Origin of the sequence: Chitinibacter fontanus (assembly GCF_013423785.1) — a bacterium.
Taxonomy (GTDB): Bacteria; Pseudomonadota; Gammaproteobacteria; order Burkholderiales; family Chitinibacteraceae; genus Chitinibacter; species Chitinibacter fontanus.
The window spans coordinates 693,363-711,386 of the sequence record NZ_CP058952.1; the positions used below are offsets into that span (position 1 = coordinate 693,363).

Genomic DNA, 18,024 nt, shown 5'->3' on the forward strand with positions numbered 1-18,024 from the left:
TGGGACTATGAATAAAAAATTCCAGATCTCAACACTGCTCGCAGCAATGTGTTTGAGCGCCGGCGTATGGGCAGCAAGTGCATGGGATGCAAAAGCTGTTTACTTAGCCAATGATGTGGTGACCTATCAAGGCCAAGACTACAAGGCCAAATGGTGGACCACTGGCGAAGCGCCAGGCAGCAATCAATGGGGCCCATGGCAACTGGTGAGCGCAGGTGGCGTTACACCAGCACCAACGACCAAGCCAACTGCTGCTCCTACTGTAGCACCAACAGCTGCGCCAACGAGTGCTCCCGTGGTAACGGCAACTCCAACTGCAAAACCAACTGCTACTCCGGTGGTCACTGCGGCTCCAACAGCAAAACCAACTGCAACGCCAGTAGTGACTGCTGCACCAACAGTAAAACCAACTACTGCTCCTACAACTGCTCCGACTAGCACACCAACAGCCACACCAGCTCCCGTTGTGACACCAACACCGGGTGGTGGCTCAGGGTTGCCAAAATGTGAAGCTGCTTGGAACGCTGGCAGCTCGTACGCTGGTGGCGCAAAAGTCAGCTACAACGCAGTGAACTACACCGCGAAATGGTGGGCCAATGCAGGCGCCGAGCCCGGCAAAGATGGTGCTTGGGGTACTGTTGGCGCCTGTGACGCAGCGGGCATGGCAACACCTGTACCAGGTGGTGGCGGCTCAACCGGTGGTGTACCTAGTAAAGCCGAAGCGGAAGCTTATGCTGCTACACTCACTAACAGCGATATTTTCAGCAAAGTAAAAGCTTCAGTACGCACACTCCCTAACGCGGTGGTTGAAGCCGTAGCACCAGGTTTGATGAGCAACCCAAGCAACGTAAAACGTGTGGAAGCCATCCTGCCGAAAGCGAAGTGGGATTACTACTTCTCGAAAGCGCACCCAAGCTACACTTACACCCGCTTCTTGCAAGCTGCAGCTAAATTCCCAGCCTTCTGCGGCGACTACACTGATGGCCGCAATGCCGATGAAATCTGCCGTCGCTCATTGGCAGCATCGTTTGCGCACTTTGCGCAAGAAACCGGTGGCCACAGCGTAACGCAATATGGCAATCCAGAATGGCTGCAAGCACTGGTGCACGTGCGTGAAATGGGTTGTACTGAAGATGGCACTGGTTGTGGTTACAACACCGAGTGTACTGACCCAGTATTCAACAAAGTTTGGACTTGCGGCACCGATGCCAAAGGCGGCTTCAAGAAATACTACGGCCGTGGCGCGAAACAGTTGTCTTACAACTACAACTACGGTCCATTTAGCCAAGCGATGTTTGATGGCGACCAATCGGTACTGTTGAAAGATCCGGATCGCGTGGCAGAAAGCTGGTTGAACTTGGCTTCAGCGGTGTTCTTCTTCGTGTATCCACAGCCACCAAAACCATCAATGCTGCACGTGATTGATGGCACTTGGGTACCGAACGACTTTGATAAATCACGTCAATTGGGTAACGACTTCCCAACCACGATCCAGATTATCAATGCCGAATGCCAAGACTCACCAACCAAAGCTGCGGCGCAAAATCGTCTGAACTACTACACCGAGTTTGCTCGTGATCTGGGCTGGGATATCAGCAAAGAGTCGATGAAATGTTCAGGCATGGGTCGCTTTGATGGCGCATCATCTGCCGCATTTAACATCTACTGGGAAAAAGACTGGAAAGTGGGCGGCGACAACAAATGTCAGCTCGTGAGCTACCAGACTCCATACAATGCCCTGATCGACAGCCAATACACTAAGTGTGTTGAAGCCAACTGGGGTGTTACTCTGAAGTAATTGAATTAGCTAGTCTATAAACACATACGCCACCTAGGTATCTAGGTGGCGTTGTCATTTTAGGTGCAAACTCACTGCATCAATCATCACAAGCAATTATTACTCCCTACTGCCACCGCTTAAACCATACAAAAACCAATCACACGCTAGATACCAACTGCAGCAGATTCATCTTGTAAGGCATGGCATTTTTCCTATACTTTAGCGGATCGCCTCAGATGGAAAAGCCATGTTATTACTTAGCAAACTTAATCTACGTTTAAAGCTGCAAGTGGCTTTTTTGCTGGTTTCCCTACTCACGGTTGGCGTCTTTACTACACAGGCCATTATTGCCGCGAAGAAAAATGCGCTCGCCGAAGTCGATGCCAAACTCAATAGCGTGGCACTCAGTTACCCCTATTTCATTGGCCCCAATTATCACAATCAACTTCCGCCGCGCGAGCAAGTCAATCTGGCGGCCAAGCGCAAAGAGGCGGAATACCTCACTGGAATTGTGAAAACACTCGGGGTTGAATATGTTTACAGCTTTATCGTGCGCGATGGCAAAGTGTTTTACACCACAGCCTCGCTTTCGGCCGAGCAATTGAAAGACCCAAAGATCGATTTTTATCTCAAGCCCAGCGATGTGCCTGAAACTGATGGCGCTACACTACTGGCGCAGCAAACTGGTCAGGCGCAATTCAGTGAAAATGTCAGCCCCGAATATGGCTTTTTACGCAGCATTTTAATGCCAGTAAAAACAGCCACTGGCGACACCTACGTCGTCGGAGTCGATGTGGATGCCAACAAAGTCAATCATGCAGTCAATCAGGCGATGCTCAGCGCGGGGCTGATTGGCCTAATCATGCTCATTATTGCGGCACTGGTTTCCTTAATTTTAGGTAATGCGATCGCACAACCCTTGCGCCGTTTACGCGACATGATGGAGTCATTAACGACTGGCAATGGCGATCTGACTATTCAATTACCCGTGACATCGCAAGATGAAATTGGTCAAATTGCCACCCATGTAAATACGTTTATGGCGCAACTTCGTCAGATGTTTATTACTGTGCGCGACGATACAGTCAGGCTCACCAATGGCGTACAAAGCATTGATCAAATGACGCACAAGCTCAGTCAAGATGCTCACTCGCAAAGCGAAATGGCCACTGCCACAGCGGCAACCATTGAACAAATCACCGTCAGCATCAGTCACATCGCCCAAAATACCCAAGATGCCGAGTCTGTCGTAAGCCATACTGGCAATATGTCCCAGCAAGCGGCGCAAACAGTCATTACTGCAGCCAATGAGGTTAACCAAATCGCTGAACAAATTGCAGATCTGGCCGGAGCAATGAACGAACTAGAACAGCATTCCGTCGAGATCAGTGGCATTGTGACTGTCATTAAGGAAATTGCCGATCAGACCAATTTATTAGCACTCAACGCAGCCATTGAGGCTGCTCGTGCTGGTGAGCAAGGCCGCGGCTTTGCAATTGTAGCCGATGAGGTTCGCAAACTGGCAGAGCGCTCAGGCCAAGCCACGGTAGAAATCACCGGCAAGATTGATGCGATGCGCACCCAATCACAATTAGCTTGTCAGAATATGAGCAGTACCCATGACGCGGTGAGCAGCAGCGTACAGCAATCACAATCCGCAGCCGCGCAAATCCGTCAGATTCAGGGGCAAATGCAAGAAGTTGTACAGCGAATTCGGGATATCTCGGAGGCGACCAATGAGCAATCCATTGCCACCACTGAAATGGCGCAATCGGCCGAACGCATCAGCAATATGGCGCAGGATGGCAATCAATCGCTACAAACTGCACGTGGCGTCATTAGTAACCTCAACGCCATGGCCGAGCAACTGCGGCAGATGATTGCCCGCTTTAAGCTTTAAGCTCTAAGTGCAACCGCAAGCAACGGGTTCTGATTACAACATCAGCCTGGGCGGGAGGCTGGCCGCCATTGTGCAAGCTGCACTAACAGAACCCCGGCCAAAATAGCTCCGCCTCCCAGATAATGAAAATGCTGTAATTGTTCATTAAGTACCAGCACCGCAATCAGTGCGGTAAATAGCGGCAATAGATTCATAAAAATAGCGGCACGCTCACTGCCCAAGCGCTGCACGCCTTGCATCCAGCAAAATGACGCCAGAATCGATGAGGCAATACCGGCAAACAGTAGCAAAACCCAGGCTTGTGGCACAACGACCAGGGTTTTGGCTGTAGCGGCCACAGGTAGTAGCAGCACAACACCAAGTAAAATCTGCACATATAAATTCAGCCAGTGCCCGTACGGCAAAGCCCAACGACGCAATAAAATGCCATACAAGGCGTATGCACTTGCCCCGAGCAGCATTAGACCATCACCCAGATTAATTCCAGCAGCCAAGACGGCCAATGGATTACCCTGCCCCAGCAAATACACCACACCACTAAATGACAGCAACGCACCTATAATCGCCGCCAAAGTCGGTCTAAAGCGAAACAAAATCGTATTGAGCAGCAAACCCAATAATGGGATTAAGGCGCAGATGACCCCCATATTGGTGGCGCTAGTCGAATGCGCAGCAAAGTACGCCAAGCTTTGGTAAAGCACCATCCCCAGCAAAGCTAATACGCTGAATTTTGCCCAATCTTGCCGTATCTGCGCCCAATGACGCAGTAATTGCGGCAATAACAATGGTGTCAGCACCAATGCGGCAATCAGCCAGCGATACAAAGAAATGGCCGCCGGATCAATCACTGCCGCAGCAGCTTTGGAAACTACCGTATTCGCCGCCCAGATCAAGACTGCCATGAGTGGATACCAATAAGCCATTTGTGTGCTCACTAAGAAAAGAGGCCTTTAGTATAAAGCTGTCTGATTTGTCACTTATAATGAAAATCAGACAAAAACATCCTGCAAACCCGACAATATGCCCGCCCCATATAGCCCGAATGACTTAAACCTACCGCCCCCTGCGCCACTACTGTTTCGCCATGAACAGATCGAAGCGCAGACAGGCTATGCCGAGCACAGACACCCATGGGGGCAGTTAAATCGGATTAATTTGGGCTTAATCGAAATCACTAGCCCAGGACAAGTTTTGGTTGCGCCAGCTGACTACATTGTATGGGTACCCGCAGAGCAAGCGCATGCGGCCTATATTCGACAGGCACTGGCTTATACTTCGGCCTACGTCAGCCCAGATTGGGCTGCGCGACTGCCGCAGCATATGTGCCTGATTAGCCAAACCCCGTTAATTCGCGCCCTGTTTGATGACTTTTATACCCGTAAAGTCAGTTCAACCGCTGCGGAACATGAGCAACTGCAAGCGGAGCTCTTACTGCAACGCCTATTACAAGCCGATCAAAGCCTACATTACCTGCCCGAAACTGAGCATCGTTATCTCGCACCGATACTCGCGGCTCTGCGTAAACAACCGGGCGACACGACCACGTTGGCGCAGTGGGCAAAGCAAGTTCACACCACCGAGCGCACCTTGGCGCGGCATTTTCAACGCGAACTGGGCCTGAGTTTTTTACAGTGGCGTAACCGTTTACGCCTGCTTAGCGCGCAAGCACTACTTAAACAAGGCATCCAAATTCAAGACATCGCTTGGCAACTAGGCTATAGCAACACCTCGGCATTTATCGCGATGTTTCGCCAGCAAGCAGGCATTTCACCCGAGCGCTACCGACAGCAAAGCGCACATACCCAATTAGGTATTTAACCCTAAGCCAATCAATGAAGGGATTATAATTAAATACCCATCAAACGATTACAAATAAGCTGCAACACAGGAGGACGATTGCTGCAAGCCGCAATTCGAGTGTGCGCTTGTGGGGCAATATCTAGATCATACGGGTTACGCCCAGCAATCAGCACCAGTTTGTCAGGTGCAATCGCGGCAATTAACTCGCGCTGACTAGCGAAGCGGGTAGCGTTATAACTTTGGAAAATCACTTGTGGTGCCACCTGCGCAGCCATCAAGACTTGCTGCGCTTGCTCGGCTGACATATTCGGCGGCAACACGATTTCTTCCACTTGCAGGCCAGCCTGCGTTAGCAAGGGCAACAAAGTACCGCGCGCACTTTTTGACGCTCCTAGTGCGACTTCGTCGATTTCAGTGCGTACTAATAGCTCGATGGTCACCAACAACACCGGCTGGTTTGTCTCGAGCTTTTTGCCAGCAAAGAAAATACCGAGGTTTTGGATTTTTTGCGCCAAAGCCAAGCTCGCTGGCGTCTGCAAGTTTTGCGGTACCACCGGCAAATCGCGCCAATATTGGGTGGCAGGTTTGGACTTTAGGGCAGTAATGCGCGCTAAGGATTGCTGGATCTGATCTAGCGAGATATACCCTTGCTCAACGGCCATCGCCAATGCGGCAACGGCCTCGCGCTGGTGTTGGTAAGTATGCGAAATCAGCGCGATATCCGCGCCCGCCGTAATCGCTTTCACCGCGCCCTGCACCACACCAACTCCACCGTTATCGACATTCGCAATCGCATCCATTTCCAGACAATCGGTGACAATCACGCCGTCGAAGCCCATTTCTTCGCGCAGCAAACCCGTCAGCACTTTACGCGATAGCGTGGCAGGGGTTGATGTGTCAGGCTCAATCGCTGGAAACACCACGTGCGCAGTCATAATCGCATCGATGCCCGCTGCGATCGCGGCTTTGAACGGTACCAGCTCTACCGCATCAAGGCGCGCTTTATCATGTGGCACCAGTGGTAAGGCGTAGTGTGAATCGGTCGCGGTATCGCCATGCCCCGGAAAATGCTTGGCCGTCGCAGCCAAACCAGCCGCCTGAATGCCGCGCATCGCCGCCAAACCATACACCGTTACGGTCGGGGAATTCTCGCCAAACGAGCGCACGCCGATCACCGGGTTGGCGCGGTTATTGTTGATATCCAGACTAGGCGCAAAATTGATATTGATCCCCATCTGCCGCAATTCATCCGCGCCGATGCGATGCAATGCTTCACAATCAGCGGGGCTGCAACCGGCCACGGCGTGCGAGGCATAGCCTGAGGCGTAGGCCATCGCCGATGGCATCGGCGTGACGCCCTCCTCGATCCGCATCACCATACCACCCTCCTGATCAATGCCGATCAACAGCGGCACATCAGTGACTTCGGCGTTAATTTCCTGCAAGCGGCGACACAGCGCGGCGACCTGCATGGGCGATTCGATATTGCGGCGAAACAAAATCACGCCACCAATGCGCTGCTCGCGGATCAACTGCTCAATTTGGGCATTGGGCATAAAGCCATCAAAACCAACCATCACAAGCTGGCCGAGCTGCGCACGAAGTTCAGGGGTAAGGGATAGCGACATCATGGATTCCTAGCGAGTATCGCGCAGGCGATAGGGATGAAGATTCGATTTAAACCGTGGCCAATTCGGCCAAGGGCAACACGCGGATCGGATTATCTTTAACCGCCAGATTGGCCCACAGCCAATTGAGATGCGCGACCAATTGCTCCCCATTGGCGTGCGGGCGATCTTTGCTGGTGTGCGCATCGCTCACGACCGTCACCATATACCCTAGGGAGGCAGCACGTCGTAGCGTTGTATCGACGCAGAAGTCAGACGCATACCCCGTGATCCACAGCGCGTCGATATTCAACGCATTGAGCGTGGATTGCAATTGGGTCGCGAGAAAACTATCGGCGGATTCTTTGGCAATTACGTGATCGTCAGCTAAACGCGCCAAACCCGGGTGCAATTCCCACGCGGGCGAGCCCTGCGGCAAATCGGCTTCATGGTGCTGGATAAAAATCACCGGCATCTGCCGCTGCCGCGCCAACGCAATCATGGCATTAATCTGCGCCAAGGTTTGCGCGCCACGCGTTGCGGGTGGCGTCGATTCGATTAAACCATATTGAAAATCAATGACCAGCAAAGCAGTTGCCATATGAAATTATTCCAACGATTTGTTTAAAAATCGTTCAAGTAGTTTTCGATCTACTACATGCTTTTCTTCGGGTGAGTCAGCTAATAACTCGAGCAGAGTATTTGTCGATGCAAGCTTAACTGCTGTTTTCCCTACACGGACAACATGAGCATCTACCCAGTTTTGCTCAAAGTAAAAACCATTTTTTGGAGTCAAAAAATCAGCACAAAACTCGTTGGTCTTGATTGGGAGTTGGACATTTGGAAATGTTAAGCGGTGGGCGTCAAAGTTCGGGGGGATCCCATGAAGTTGCAACACTTTTAAAACAGCTTTAGCCGTTTCAATCGTTGGCTCCAATAAAATATCCAGATCGTTAAATACGCGCGATGGGATGTAGAAATTAACAGCTACGCCGCCAATAACCAGAAATCGAGCCCCAAAACCAACAAGGGACTCGATTAATTTCTGATTACCATTTGGAACAATTAAGTATTGCAACGTTTAAGCCGTCAAACGACGCAATACTTCTTCACGGCCGATCAGCGCCAGCACCGCATCCACCGATGGCGTGTTGGTGATGCCGCAGACTTTAGCGCGCAATGGCATACCCACTTGCGGCATTTTCACACCTTGCTCTTTCACAAACTCTTTGATGAAAGCACCAATCGTCGCGGCATCCCAGTTTTCCAGTTTGGCTGCTTCTGCGGCAAATACTTTCAGGCGCTCTTCCGACTCAGGGTCGAGGTGTTTTTCGACGATTTCAGCCGTTGGCGTGAGTGGCTGGTAGAAATACTCAGCCTGATCGGCCATTTCCACCAAGGTCTGGCAACGATCTTTCAACAAAGTGCATACATCAGCGAGTGCGGGGCCACCCTCGGTGTGAATGCCTTTATCAGCCAAGAAGCCCGCCACACGAGCCGCAAGTCGTGCTGGATCAGCAGCCTTGATGTATTGCGCATTGGTCCACAGCAATTTGTCGCGATCCATCCGGCTTGGGCTGCCGCTAACGTCTTTCAGATCGAACCATTCTACAAATTGTTCCAGCGAGAAAATCTCGTCGTCGCCATGACCCCAACCCAAACGTGCCAGATAATTGAGCAGCGCTTCAGGCAGGAAACCTTGCGTATCGTAATCGACCACCGACACCGCATCGCGGCGTTTGGAGAGTTTCACGCCTTGATCGTTGTTGATCATTGGCAGGTGCGCAAACACCGGCACCGGCACGCCCATCGCTTCGTAGATCACTATCTGGCGTGGCGTGTTATTCACATGGTCGTCGCCACGAATCACATGGCTGATGCGCATGTCGGCGTCGTCCACCACCACACAGAAATTATATGTTGGGGTGCCGTCTGGACGAGCGATGATCAAATCGTCCAATTCAGCATGGCCAATTTCGATGCGACCTTTCACTTGGTCTTCCCACACCACCGAGCCACCGATTGGCGTTTTGAAACGCACGACGGGTTTGATATCGGCCGGAATGGCTGGCAAAGTTTTGCCTTCTTCTGGGCGCCAAGTGCGATCGTAACGCGGTTTTTCGCCTTTGGCCTCAGCCGCCGCGCGTTGCGCTTCGAGCTCTTCCTTGCTGCAATAGCAGTAATAAGCAGTGCCATTAGCCAGCAATTGAGCAATAACTTCTTTGTAGCGATCCATCCGTTGCATTTGGTAGAACGGGCCTTCGTCGTAGCCCATATTCACCCAGTGCATACCATCCAAAATGGCCGCGACCGATTCAGGCGTTGAGCGCTCCAAGTCGGTGTCTTCAATCCGCAGAATAAACTGGCCGCCATGTTTCTTGGCATAAGCCCAAGAAAACAGCGCAGTGCGAACGCCGCCAATGTGCAGCAAACCAGTTGGGGAAGGAGCAAAACGGGTACGTACGGTCATGGATGTTAAGTCCGGCAAATGCGAAAGCGCTATTGTACCGTAAATGCCCAAAAACTCAGACTCATCAACGACAAAGGCCAATACACCCTAGATGTATTGGCCTTTCGATCAGACCACAATTAGGTTAGTAAGCAATACCCTACCAAGCTGCGGCTAGCTTCTCTACCGCCATCGGGTTCAGTACGCTATTGATTTCCAATTGCAGGTTTTCTGGGTTATGCACCACCACCGAGTCAGATGGCATCGGCAGCACAGTTTTGCTCGGAGGTTGAAAACGCGCCAAGATGTCGTAATACGATTGCAGGCTTTCGACAAAAATCACCGGCTCGCCACCACGGGCATAGCCATATTTCAGCGTGCTGAAGTATTCGGGCTTGCGCAGCAAAGGCAATACCGATTTCACATCGGCCCAGCTATTGGGGTCTTTCTTCATTCGCACCGCGAGGGTACGCGCGTCGATCAAATGGCCCATGCCGACATTGTACGCAGCCAGTGCCAGCCAGGTACGATCAGGCTCAGGCGCACGATCAGCCAACGTTTCTTTGAGCAATTGAATGTATTTGGCGCCACCGATGATGCTTTCATACGGGTTAGTGCGGTCAACATTCATGCGCTCGGCAGTTTCATTGGTCAGCATCATAATGCCGCGCACACCGGTGGGTGATACTGCTTCCGGATTCCAGTGTGATTCTTGATAAGAGAGTGCCGCCAGCAAGCGCCAATCTAGGCCGGTGCGGTTTTCTGCTTCCTGAAACCAGTTTTTAAAGCGCGGCAAAGTCGACTGGATACGCCCCAAATAGGCCAGCGCATCGAGTTGATCTACCCGATTCACATGCCCGTAGTAGCGATCGAGCAAGCGGCGCATGCTGCCATCGGCCATTTGCTGCTGGAAAAAACCGCCAATCAGAATTTGCAGCTGCACATCGTTATCTGGCATGGCCCAAGCCAGCTGCTGGGCGCTGTCGATTTGGCTGGAAGTGGCAATATTTGGATAATAATTTTGCGCCACTTCGGCCGCGTGCGAGTCAACCAGTGCAAAATCAAGTTTGCCTTGTGAGACTTGCTCGATCAGCGATTCGCTATCACCATTATCGGCCACTTGCCAAGTCAAGCCGGGGGATTTGAGTTTCATCTTGTTGAGCGCGCCAACGTACTGCGGCAAAGTGCTCAGCGTAGATAACCCTTCGGTGAGTGCTTTCAATGCAGTGCTTTCACTGGTTTTTGAGCTAAAGACCAAGGTTGCATTGACGTTTTGATAACTAGCGCCGTAAATCAGCCCAGCGTTTTCATCGCGTGGGCCACCAACGGCCAAATGCGCCTCGCGCCGTTTGAGGCGTTCAAGCATTTCGGTGTAGTTACTGCTCACCAAAAACCGTACTTTCAGATTATTTTTTTGCGCAAATTGAGTCACCAAATCGTACTCAAGTCCTGCGTAATCACCCGCCGCATTTACATACAAAGCAGTCGGGCCATTTTGCACCAACACCACGAGTTCTTTGGTTTCTGCCCACGGCAATACCTGTTGCGCACGGGTCTGATCCGACTCGCCACAACCAAATAATAAGAACGTAGATAGCGCGACCAAAAATCTCTTCATGCCGATCCAATAACTGTAAGAATGTGCGCATTGTGCCTGCATCTCATTGAAACGACAAACAAAAAATAAAATTAGCCAATTAGAAACAGCTAATATTTAAGCAAACTCAGCACATAAAAACAGCATTCCCCCTCAATTTCTTTCACAAAAAAAACTTAATTTGTTAGAAAAAAATCGAAAAAGGCATAAAGGATTTTTGGGTTAAATCGCAAAAAATCTCAACGACAACCGGCAAGAATACCTGAGGAGAATCTAGTGATTTCAGCAAAGCAGGTACATTTTTAAGCGCACACTATCTGATTTTTGCTCAATCAGATCGAGCGCCGTTTTTTGCTGACAATTCTGTAATTCTGGATCCGCGTGGTAAGCCATCAGCAATTCAAGCAAACGCCCCGTCCCCGCCTCGGCGGCAAAGTGCAGCGCGCTCATTCCTTGCTGATCTTGCGCATTAACGGCGGCCCCTAATCGTAATAAAGCACCCGCAGCGGATACTCGTCCACGACGCACTGCGTGCATTAACGGTGTCATCCCAGCAAAATCAAGCGCATTCAGATCTGCACCATGCTGAATGATCTCTTCGAGCACGCTCACCAGATCGTGAGCAGCAAGCCAATGAATGGCCTGACAGCCATATTCATCGACCACAGCCACTGCTGCCCGTGCTTTAAGTAATGTCATGATCAATTCACGATGCCCATAGCGAGCGGCCCACCATAACATGGTCAAGCCCTGCTGATCGGCGGACTCGATATACACGCCATGACTAAGCGCTTGAAGAATCAGATCCAGCTCACCAGCTTTTGCCGCTTCGATTAATCGGGGAATTTCATAGGTTGCCAGCTCAGCACGCAACTCATCCGTGGCCAGCTCATTTTCGCTCCAGATGCCACTCACTTCCTTGGGCGGAAATAACTGATTGTGCCGACTTTGTATCATGAACAACTCATGCATTACCTCAGGGCTAAAGCCTTGGCGTGATCCACGTCGGTCAAAAAACAAATCGTTCAGGAAAATATCCATGGCTTGCGTTCCCCATAGCTGAGCGACACGTTCAGCCAAATGGGGATACTGGGCCAGAATATGGTGAGGAACTTCTTCAGGTTTCAATAAACTCTGCAGACGCTGTGTGGTATCCATACTGTCCCCTCCAATAAGGTTTCAGTCTAGATCAGCCAAGAGGAGCTGCAAGCCCCGAGTGACGGGTGTGCTTGCCAGTGTAGATCGCTATTTTTTCGTGCAGTATTTATTAAAGTCGGCTTGCACCACTTGCTGCCGTGCTTTCATTTTCTCGATATCGTAGGATTTATTATTGCCACCACTGAGGCGGCGTGAAATCAAACTATCTTCTTTCTGCAGTTTGGCGCAGCGCTCAGCTTCCAGCTTGGCGAGTTTGGCCGGGTCCGGTTGATAATATTGCTCGGCACTCGCCGTTGCAGCCAGTAGGAGGATGGCCATTCCAAGAGCGATTTTCATCTGTTAATCCTTCATTGCCAATAAGGTCTCGCGTAAATCGCACTGCAGCGCCGACACCGGCCAGCGCCAGTCATCGAGCGCAACGACGGGCAGCAACCCGGCGAGGCTATTACATACCCACAGCGCCTGTGCAGTAGGTAATTGTTCACGTTTAATTTTACATACTGCCGTTGGTACACCTAAGTGCTGCGCAGCCAGCATAGTCATTTCGCGACATACCCCTGAGACGCCCGATTCAGATAAATCGGGCGTGCACAGCACGCCATCGAGCAGCACCAGCACATTGCTCATCACGCCCTCGATCAAATGATCGTCACGGTCAAACATCAAGCCATCAAAAATACTGGGGTCAGACCACTCGCGCCGCGCGAGGATATTTTCTAGCCGATTCAGATGTTTGATGCCTGCCAGCGCGGGTTGCCAACTGGCGCGCGTTATACAAGTTCTTAGCTTAACGCCCTGCGTGGCCAAGTCGAGCGAATACGCTGGCAATGGCGCAATTTGCACGATACGATTGGGTAGTAAATCGACCGGGGCGATATAGCCGCGCGCCGTTTCACCGCGCGTCACAATGATTTTCAGCGTGTGATTATCTGGCGCTAATTGCGCAATATCGGCGAGTAAAGTTGCCTCGCTCGGCACGACGATGCCGATTTGTGCGCAATCGTGTACCAGCTTGGCGTAATGCCGCGCCCACCAGATTGGCTCGCCATTGAGCACTTTAATCGTGCGAAACACGCCGTCGCCAAATTGCAGGCCACGATCGGCCAGATTAATACTCTCGGCGGGCTGACCATTGACGAGCTTGCGCAGACTCATGCCTGATGATCTCCCAATGCACGCAGCAGGCCGCGCGCTTTATGCCGCGTTTCTTGTAATTCGCGCGCTGGATCAGAGTCAGCCACAATCCCCGCGCCAGCACGGAAATACAGCTGCGATCCTTGCTGCACAAAAGTGCGAATCAAGATATTGGTGTCCATGCTGCCATCGCGGTTGATGTAACCTAACGAGCCGGTGTAGGCCAGCCGCGCTCGATCTTCCAGCTCGCGAATAATCTGCATGCAGCGCACTTTCGGGCAGCCGGTAATCGTGCCACCGGGGAATAATGCCCGGAGCACATCGGCCGCATTAATACCCTCGCGGGTATACGCCCGAATATTAGATTCAATGTGATGTACAAAGGCATACGTCTCAACGGCCATCAACTCGTCTACTTTCACCGTACCAGGCACGGCAATGCGACCCAGATCATTGCGCTCCAGATCGACCAGCATAATGTGCTCGGCTCGCTCTTTGGGCGTATTGAGCAGGCGCTCTTCGAGCGCCGCGTCTTCGACCGGATCGAGCGAGCGCGCAAACGTCCCGGCAATCGGGCGGGTTTGCACCACGCCATCGCGCAGGCTGACCAAGCGCTCGGGCGAGCTGCTCACAATCTGGCCAACGTCATCGCCTAAATTAAGATACGCCGAAAACGGTGCGGGATTGGCGGCACGCAGATGTGCAAACACATCGAGCGGCGCCCCCTGTGAGAGCGTCACATCCCAGCCGCGCGACAAATTCACCTGAAACACATCGCCGTCATAAATATACTGTTTCGCGCGCTCAGCGCCCACGAGAAAAGCCTGCGGCTCATCTTCGGAAATCGCGGCAATGCTCAGCGCAGCTTGCGACCAAGCCACATTGGGGGTGACCAAAGCTTGCAACTGCACCAATTGCTCGGCGGTTTCGGCAATCAGCGTGGCTTGCTGCGTTTCGCGTTGCAATAACACCGCCGCCGGGCAACGAATTAAAGCGGCCAGCGGAAAATCACGGATTGCGCCAGTGACTTGCGTCGCAGCAGTGTGATCAAAGCGTTGCGGCACTGTGGGCTCGAAAGTTTCCAAAAGCTCATAACCGGCGTACAGCAACCAGCCGCCATGAAAGGGATATTCGCTCGCACTCGGCGCATCGCAGGGAACTGATCGATGCGAAACCGAATCAATTGGTAAGGCCGCCAAGTCAGCAACAAACACTGCGCCTTCATCAGCACGATAGGTGCGCTGAGTTTGCGGCAGTGCAAATAAAATATCCCAGCCTTGCGTGCGTGCAGATTGCAGCAAGCTAGGAAAAGCCTGCGGCTGCGTCGCAGCCAGCGCAATCAAGTCGGGAACAAAATCGAGAGTCGAGGTAAGATACTTAGGCATTTGCGCATTGTAATGGCATTCGGGTGCAAACACGATATGGCTAAATCCCGCAGCTTGCAGCTTGGCTTCACTTCACGCTAGAGAACGAAAAGGACGCTCAAATTGATGCTCAAAACAATCACTTTATGCAGCGCGCTGCTGATCAGCAGCGCCAGCTGGGCAGCCGACACGACACCAACGGAGCCAACAGCACCGGTACGCAGCGTGGCGAATGTCGACCTCAACCGCTATCTGGGTCTATGGTACGAAATCGCGAAATTTCCAATGTATTTCCAGCGCAATTGCGTGGCCGACACCACGGCCAATTACAGCAAAAACCCGGATGGCAGCGTTAAAGTGATCAATCGTTGTCGCAAGGAATCAGGTGAATTTGATCAGGCCGAAGGCAAAGCGACCGTCGTGGACAACACGCAAAACTCGCAATTGAAAGTAAGCTTTTTCTGGCCGTTTAAATCGGACTATTGGATTATTGGGCTTGATACTGATTACCAATGGGCTGTAGTCGGCAACCCGAATCGCAAATATCTCTGGATTTTGTCGCGCACCCCGAGTCTGCCCGAGCCTGCCCTACAAGCAGCCCAGAAAGCGGCCACAGAGCAAGGCTATGATTTACGCCAGCTCGATTACACTCAGCAGCAAAAGTAGCCTCACATACACTGCATAGTAGTATCAATCGGTAGCTCTTTATAAATAAGGGCTACCGGGCAATACGCCTGATAGCCTACGCAGCTTGTAAATCGAGCTGATCAGCCGAATTGAGCAAGGATTCCATCGCTCGCTCAAACAATGGCGCTTGCTCCAGCCAGCGCGCACGGCCGCAGGCCAGCAAACGCTTAAAGACTGAAATACTAATCACCGATGGTGGCGAATCGGCATCCATATTTAACACCAGCCGTGTTTCATTTGGGTTCATCCAGCACAACCGCGCCTGCCGCAATTCACCCGTCAAATTAAGCTCAACCGGTACACCACTGCGCAAGAATTCAAACAAGGCTTCATTGCTTAAGCCCTCCGCATCATTGGCTGCTTCAACACCCAAATGGGCAAGATCAGCCTCAACCTGTCGGTCGATAAAGCCGATTTCCACTTTTAATTCGCTAATTGCCTGATCAAGCAAGACAGGGTTGATCTCGGCCGATGCCTCCACCTGCGCCACCTCACTATCGGCTGCAATTTCGCTAATGAAATTAGCCATCTGCGCCCGCAGCAGCGCCATTGAAGGCACTTCCAGCGTTTCATTTCCCGCCATAGCAATAGCACTACGATGCGCATCCATCATATACAGCTTAAATGTTTGCTGTTCGGCATTGCTCCAAGGCGTATATTTCAAACCTTCGCTTAACACGCCGATCAAACGGGGTATCATCCCGAGTAATTGCTGGCGGTCTTCTTTGGCATTTTTGGGGGCAATACTCCAGATCAACTCCGGAACAAAAATCCTGAAGCGTAAAGCTTGCACCGGATCATTGCGCTCAGCATATTCAATGGCGTAAGGCCAGGTGTGGGTCAAAAACGACTCTAACTGTGCGTCAAGCGTGAAGCTTTGCAACGCTTGAGAGACCTGCGCAGTAATCCGAGCAAAACGTAAAGTACGGCTTTCCGCATTTTCCAGCGCTTGCGAAGCCAGCGCAGATTGCTCGTCGGCGGCGCGCAGCTCACGCGCGATAAATCGATCTAGCTCATCGAGCATTTGACTAAATAAAGCCGTACTCTCTTCCTCATCGCGCAGCAGGGTTTCAATAATGCGGCGAATCTCGGCGGTGACACGCTCAGCTTTAGGATCGAGTTGCTGCAAACCTTGTGCAATCGAGCCAATTCGATTGACCAATAAACGGGCTGGATGATGTTTTTGTGAAAAAAGCGCGGGGTCTTGCAGCGCGGTTTTAAGCACCAGCCATTGCAAACGTCCAAGCTGAGCACGAATTTCAGCCGGCACCTGCACATCGCGTAAGATAAATTCAAACAACATTCCCACAATATCAACGATCATTTGTTCATTGATATCACTGGTTGCCGCGCTTAACTCTGCGCGTTGCTCGAGAATCACATTGCGTACTTGCCCCTGTGCATCAAGCTGCACGCCTTGTAAATGCGGCTGTCGTAGCTGATCAATGGATTGCGCCAAACCGACACTCAATACTTGCGGAGCTAATTGAATATCGGCCTGCCCGCGCCACAACTGGCGGATCGCTGCGCCAACCTGCTTTACGGTTCCCAACCAACCTGCTACTGCAGCACCTAGCGGCAACTCAGCCGCTGCAGCCTGCGTGTTTTCTGCCTGCTGGCGCAGCATGGAAGTCCATTGTCCTAAGCGGTTTTGTGCATTCATTACCGGATCAATGGGCACCCCGTTTTGCATCGGGCTGGAATAACCACCTTCCATATAGGGTTGCGGCCCTGCCCCAACGGTGACCGCGGCTGCCGTATCGACATAATCACCATGCGCAAACTGTGCGCTATCGTTTTCTACTAGCGGCTCCGCCGCCATTTGCCGCAACGTGGCAGCATCAGGCAGCTGACGGATGCGCAATTGCAATTGCGCAGCAATACCATGCTGGGCCAAGAGCTGGTTCAAGGCTTGATAAATTGCAACCACCCGTTTTTGCAATTGCTCGGCCAAGGCTTCGCACACCACTTCATGCAACTGAGGCTCGATGTGTAATTGCTCGGCGGTCATGCTCAAGCAACGGGTCATCAGATACGGACGAAACGGGTTCTCACGCTCATTAATGTCATCTTGATCAAACAAGATAGCCATGCGGATATTTAAATCTCGCAGCTCTTCTTCAGCTGCATTACGCAAACGCGTAGTGAGCTCATCAATTTTAAGCTCACCGTCAAAATCACCCACATCGATCAGAGAAAGGCGATTGTTAGCGGCTGAATCACTGAATGAAGGGCGGAAAGTACTGTAGGCGGTTTGATAGCTGCGGGTGAGCAGCTTTTCCATATTGTCGATGAGCCCATTCAACAAGGCCTGCTCTTGCGACATTAACACTGCACGAGCATCGAGCATGGCGCGTTGCTCAATCAAGCTGCTGGCACGGTCAGCTTTCAGAAATAGCGCATCAGCGCCGTCCGACAGGAGTGTCGGCAGCACCTGATTGAAGGTGCGCAAAAAGACACCGCGAGTTGCGGTGAGTAAGTCATTTCGATCCATATCCATCCAAAGTTTGCGCAAAACGGCTTTATTATTTGCTGCCATTTACTGGCA

General features: G+C 51.7%; 15 protein-coding genes. 4 read left to right on the plus strand and 11 right to left on the minus strand.

Going from position 1 to position 18,024, the window contains the following annotated elements:
• Positions 1 to 7: 7 nt before the first annotated feature.
• Positions 8 to 1,798: a glycoside hydrolase family 19 protein gene (locus tag HZU75_RS17280; protein ID WP_228028180.1), complete on the plus strand. Its 1,791-nt coding sequence runs from the start codon at positions 8 to 10 to the stop codon at positions 1,796 to 1,798.
• A gap of 229 nt (positions 1,799 to 2,027) precedes the next feature.
• Positions 2,028 to 3,680, plus strand: coding sequence for a methyl-accepting chemotaxis protein (locus HZU75_RS03235; protein ID WP_180307762.1), 1,653 nt, complete (start codon positions 2,028 to 2,030; stop codon positions 3,678 to 3,680).
• Between the two features lie 41 nt (positions 3,681 to 3,721).
• Here the strand turns inward: HZU75_RS03235 and HZU75_RS03240 are convergent, their stop codons facing one another.
• Complete coding sequence (locus tag HZU75_RS03240) at positions 3,722 to 4,603, minus strand: DMT family transporter (protein ID WP_180307763.1); 882 nt, start codon at positions 4,601 to 4,603, stop codon at positions 3,722 to 3,724.
• 97 nt (positions 4,604 to 4,700) lie between these two features.
• On the opposite strand from HZU75_RS03240, the gene HZU75_RS03245 reads away from it, so the two are divergent.
• A complete protein-coding gene (locus HZU75_RS03245; RefSeq protein ID WP_180307764.1) occupies positions 4,701 to 5,498 on the plus strand; it encodes an AraC family transcriptional regulator in 798 nt (265 codons plus the stop codon).
• A gap of 29 nt (positions 5,499 to 5,527) precedes the next feature.
• Here HZU75_RS03245 and nagZ read toward each other — a convergent pair whose 3' ends face one another.
• The 9 genes from nagZ to HZU75_RS03290 form a co-directional block, all read right to left on the minus strand.
• Positions 5,528 to 7,111, minus strand: a complete 1,584-nt coding sequence (gene nagZ / locus HZU75_RS03250; protein WP_228028181.1) for a beta-N-acetylhexosaminidase — start codon at positions 7,109 to 7,111, stop codon at positions 5,528 to 5,530.
• Between the two features lie 46 nt (positions 7,112 to 7,157).
• Positions 7,158 to 7,688 carry an isochorismatase family protein gene (locus HZU75_RS03255; protein WP_180307765.1) on the minus strand — a complete coding sequence of 177 codons (531 nt, stop codon included), beginning with the start codon at positions 7,686 to 7,688 and terminating at the stop codon, positions 7,158 to 7,160.
• A 6-nt stretch (positions 7,689 to 7,694) separates the two neighbouring features.
• A complete protein-coding gene (locus HZU75_RS03260; protein ID WP_180307766.1) occupies positions 7,695 to 8,165 on the minus strand; it encodes a hypothetical protein in 471 nt (156 codons plus the stop codon).
• A 3-nt stretch (positions 8,166 to 8,168) separates the two neighbouring features.
• On the minus strand, positions 8,169 to 9,557 hold the full coding sequence (gene gltX, locus HZU75_RS03265; protein ID WP_180307767.1) for a glutamate--tRNA ligase: 1,389 nt from the start codon (positions 9,555 to 9,557) through the stop codon (positions 8,169 to 8,171).
• 139 nt (positions 9,558 to 9,696) lie between these two features.
• Complete coding sequence (gene mltF, locus HZU75_RS03270; RefSeq protein ID WP_180307768.1) at positions 9,697 to 11,154, minus strand: membrane-bound lytic murein transglycosylase MltF; 1,458 nt, start codon at positions 11,152 to 11,154, stop codon at positions 9,697 to 9,699.
• Positions 11,155 to 11,415: 261 nt separating this feature from the next.
• Entirely contained in the window at positions 11,416 to 12,291 is an 876-nt protein-coding gene (locus HZU75_RS03275; RefSeq protein ID WP_180307769.1) for an ankyrin repeat domain-containing protein, read from the minus strand.
• A gap of 87 nt (positions 12,292 to 12,378) precedes the next feature.
• On the minus strand, positions 12,379 to 12,627 hold the full coding sequence (locus HZU75_RS03280) for a hypothetical protein (RefSeq protein WP_180307770.1): 249 nt from the start codon (positions 12,625 to 12,627) through the stop codon (positions 12,379 to 12,381).
• A gap of 3 nt (positions 12,628 to 12,630) precedes the next feature.
• On the minus strand, positions 12,631 to 13,446 hold the full coding sequence (gene pabC / locus HZU75_RS03285; RefSeq protein WP_180307771.1) for an aminodeoxychorismate lyase: 816 nt from the start codon (positions 13,444 to 13,446) through the stop codon (positions 12,631 to 12,633).
• Positions 13,443 to 14,810, minus strand: coding sequence for an aminodeoxychorismate synthase component I (locus HZU75_RS03290; RefSeq protein ID WP_180307772.1), 1,368 nt, complete (start codon positions 14,808 to 14,810; stop codon positions 13,443 to 13,445). Before HZU75_RS03290 ends, pabC begins: the two co-directional genes overlap by 4 nt.
• A 105-nt stretch (positions 14,811 to 14,915) precedes the next feature.
• On the opposite strand from HZU75_RS03290, the gene HZU75_RS03295 reads away from it, so the two are divergent.
• On the plus strand, positions 14,916 to 15,455 hold the full coding sequence (locus HZU75_RS03295) for a lipocalin family protein (RefSeq protein ID WP_180307773.1): 540 nt from the start codon (positions 14,916 to 14,918) through the stop codon (positions 15,453 to 15,455).
• Positions 15,456 to 15,531: 76 nt separating this feature from the next.
• On the opposite strand, the gene HZU75_RS03300 is transcribed toward HZU75_RS03295, so the two are convergent.
• Complete coding sequence (locus HZU75_RS03300; protein WP_180307774.1) at positions 15,532 to 18,015, minus strand: DUF1631 family protein; 2,484 nt, start codon at positions 18,013 to 18,015, stop codon at positions 15,532 to 15,534.
• Between the last annotated feature and the right edge of the window lie 9 nt (positions 18,016 to 18,024).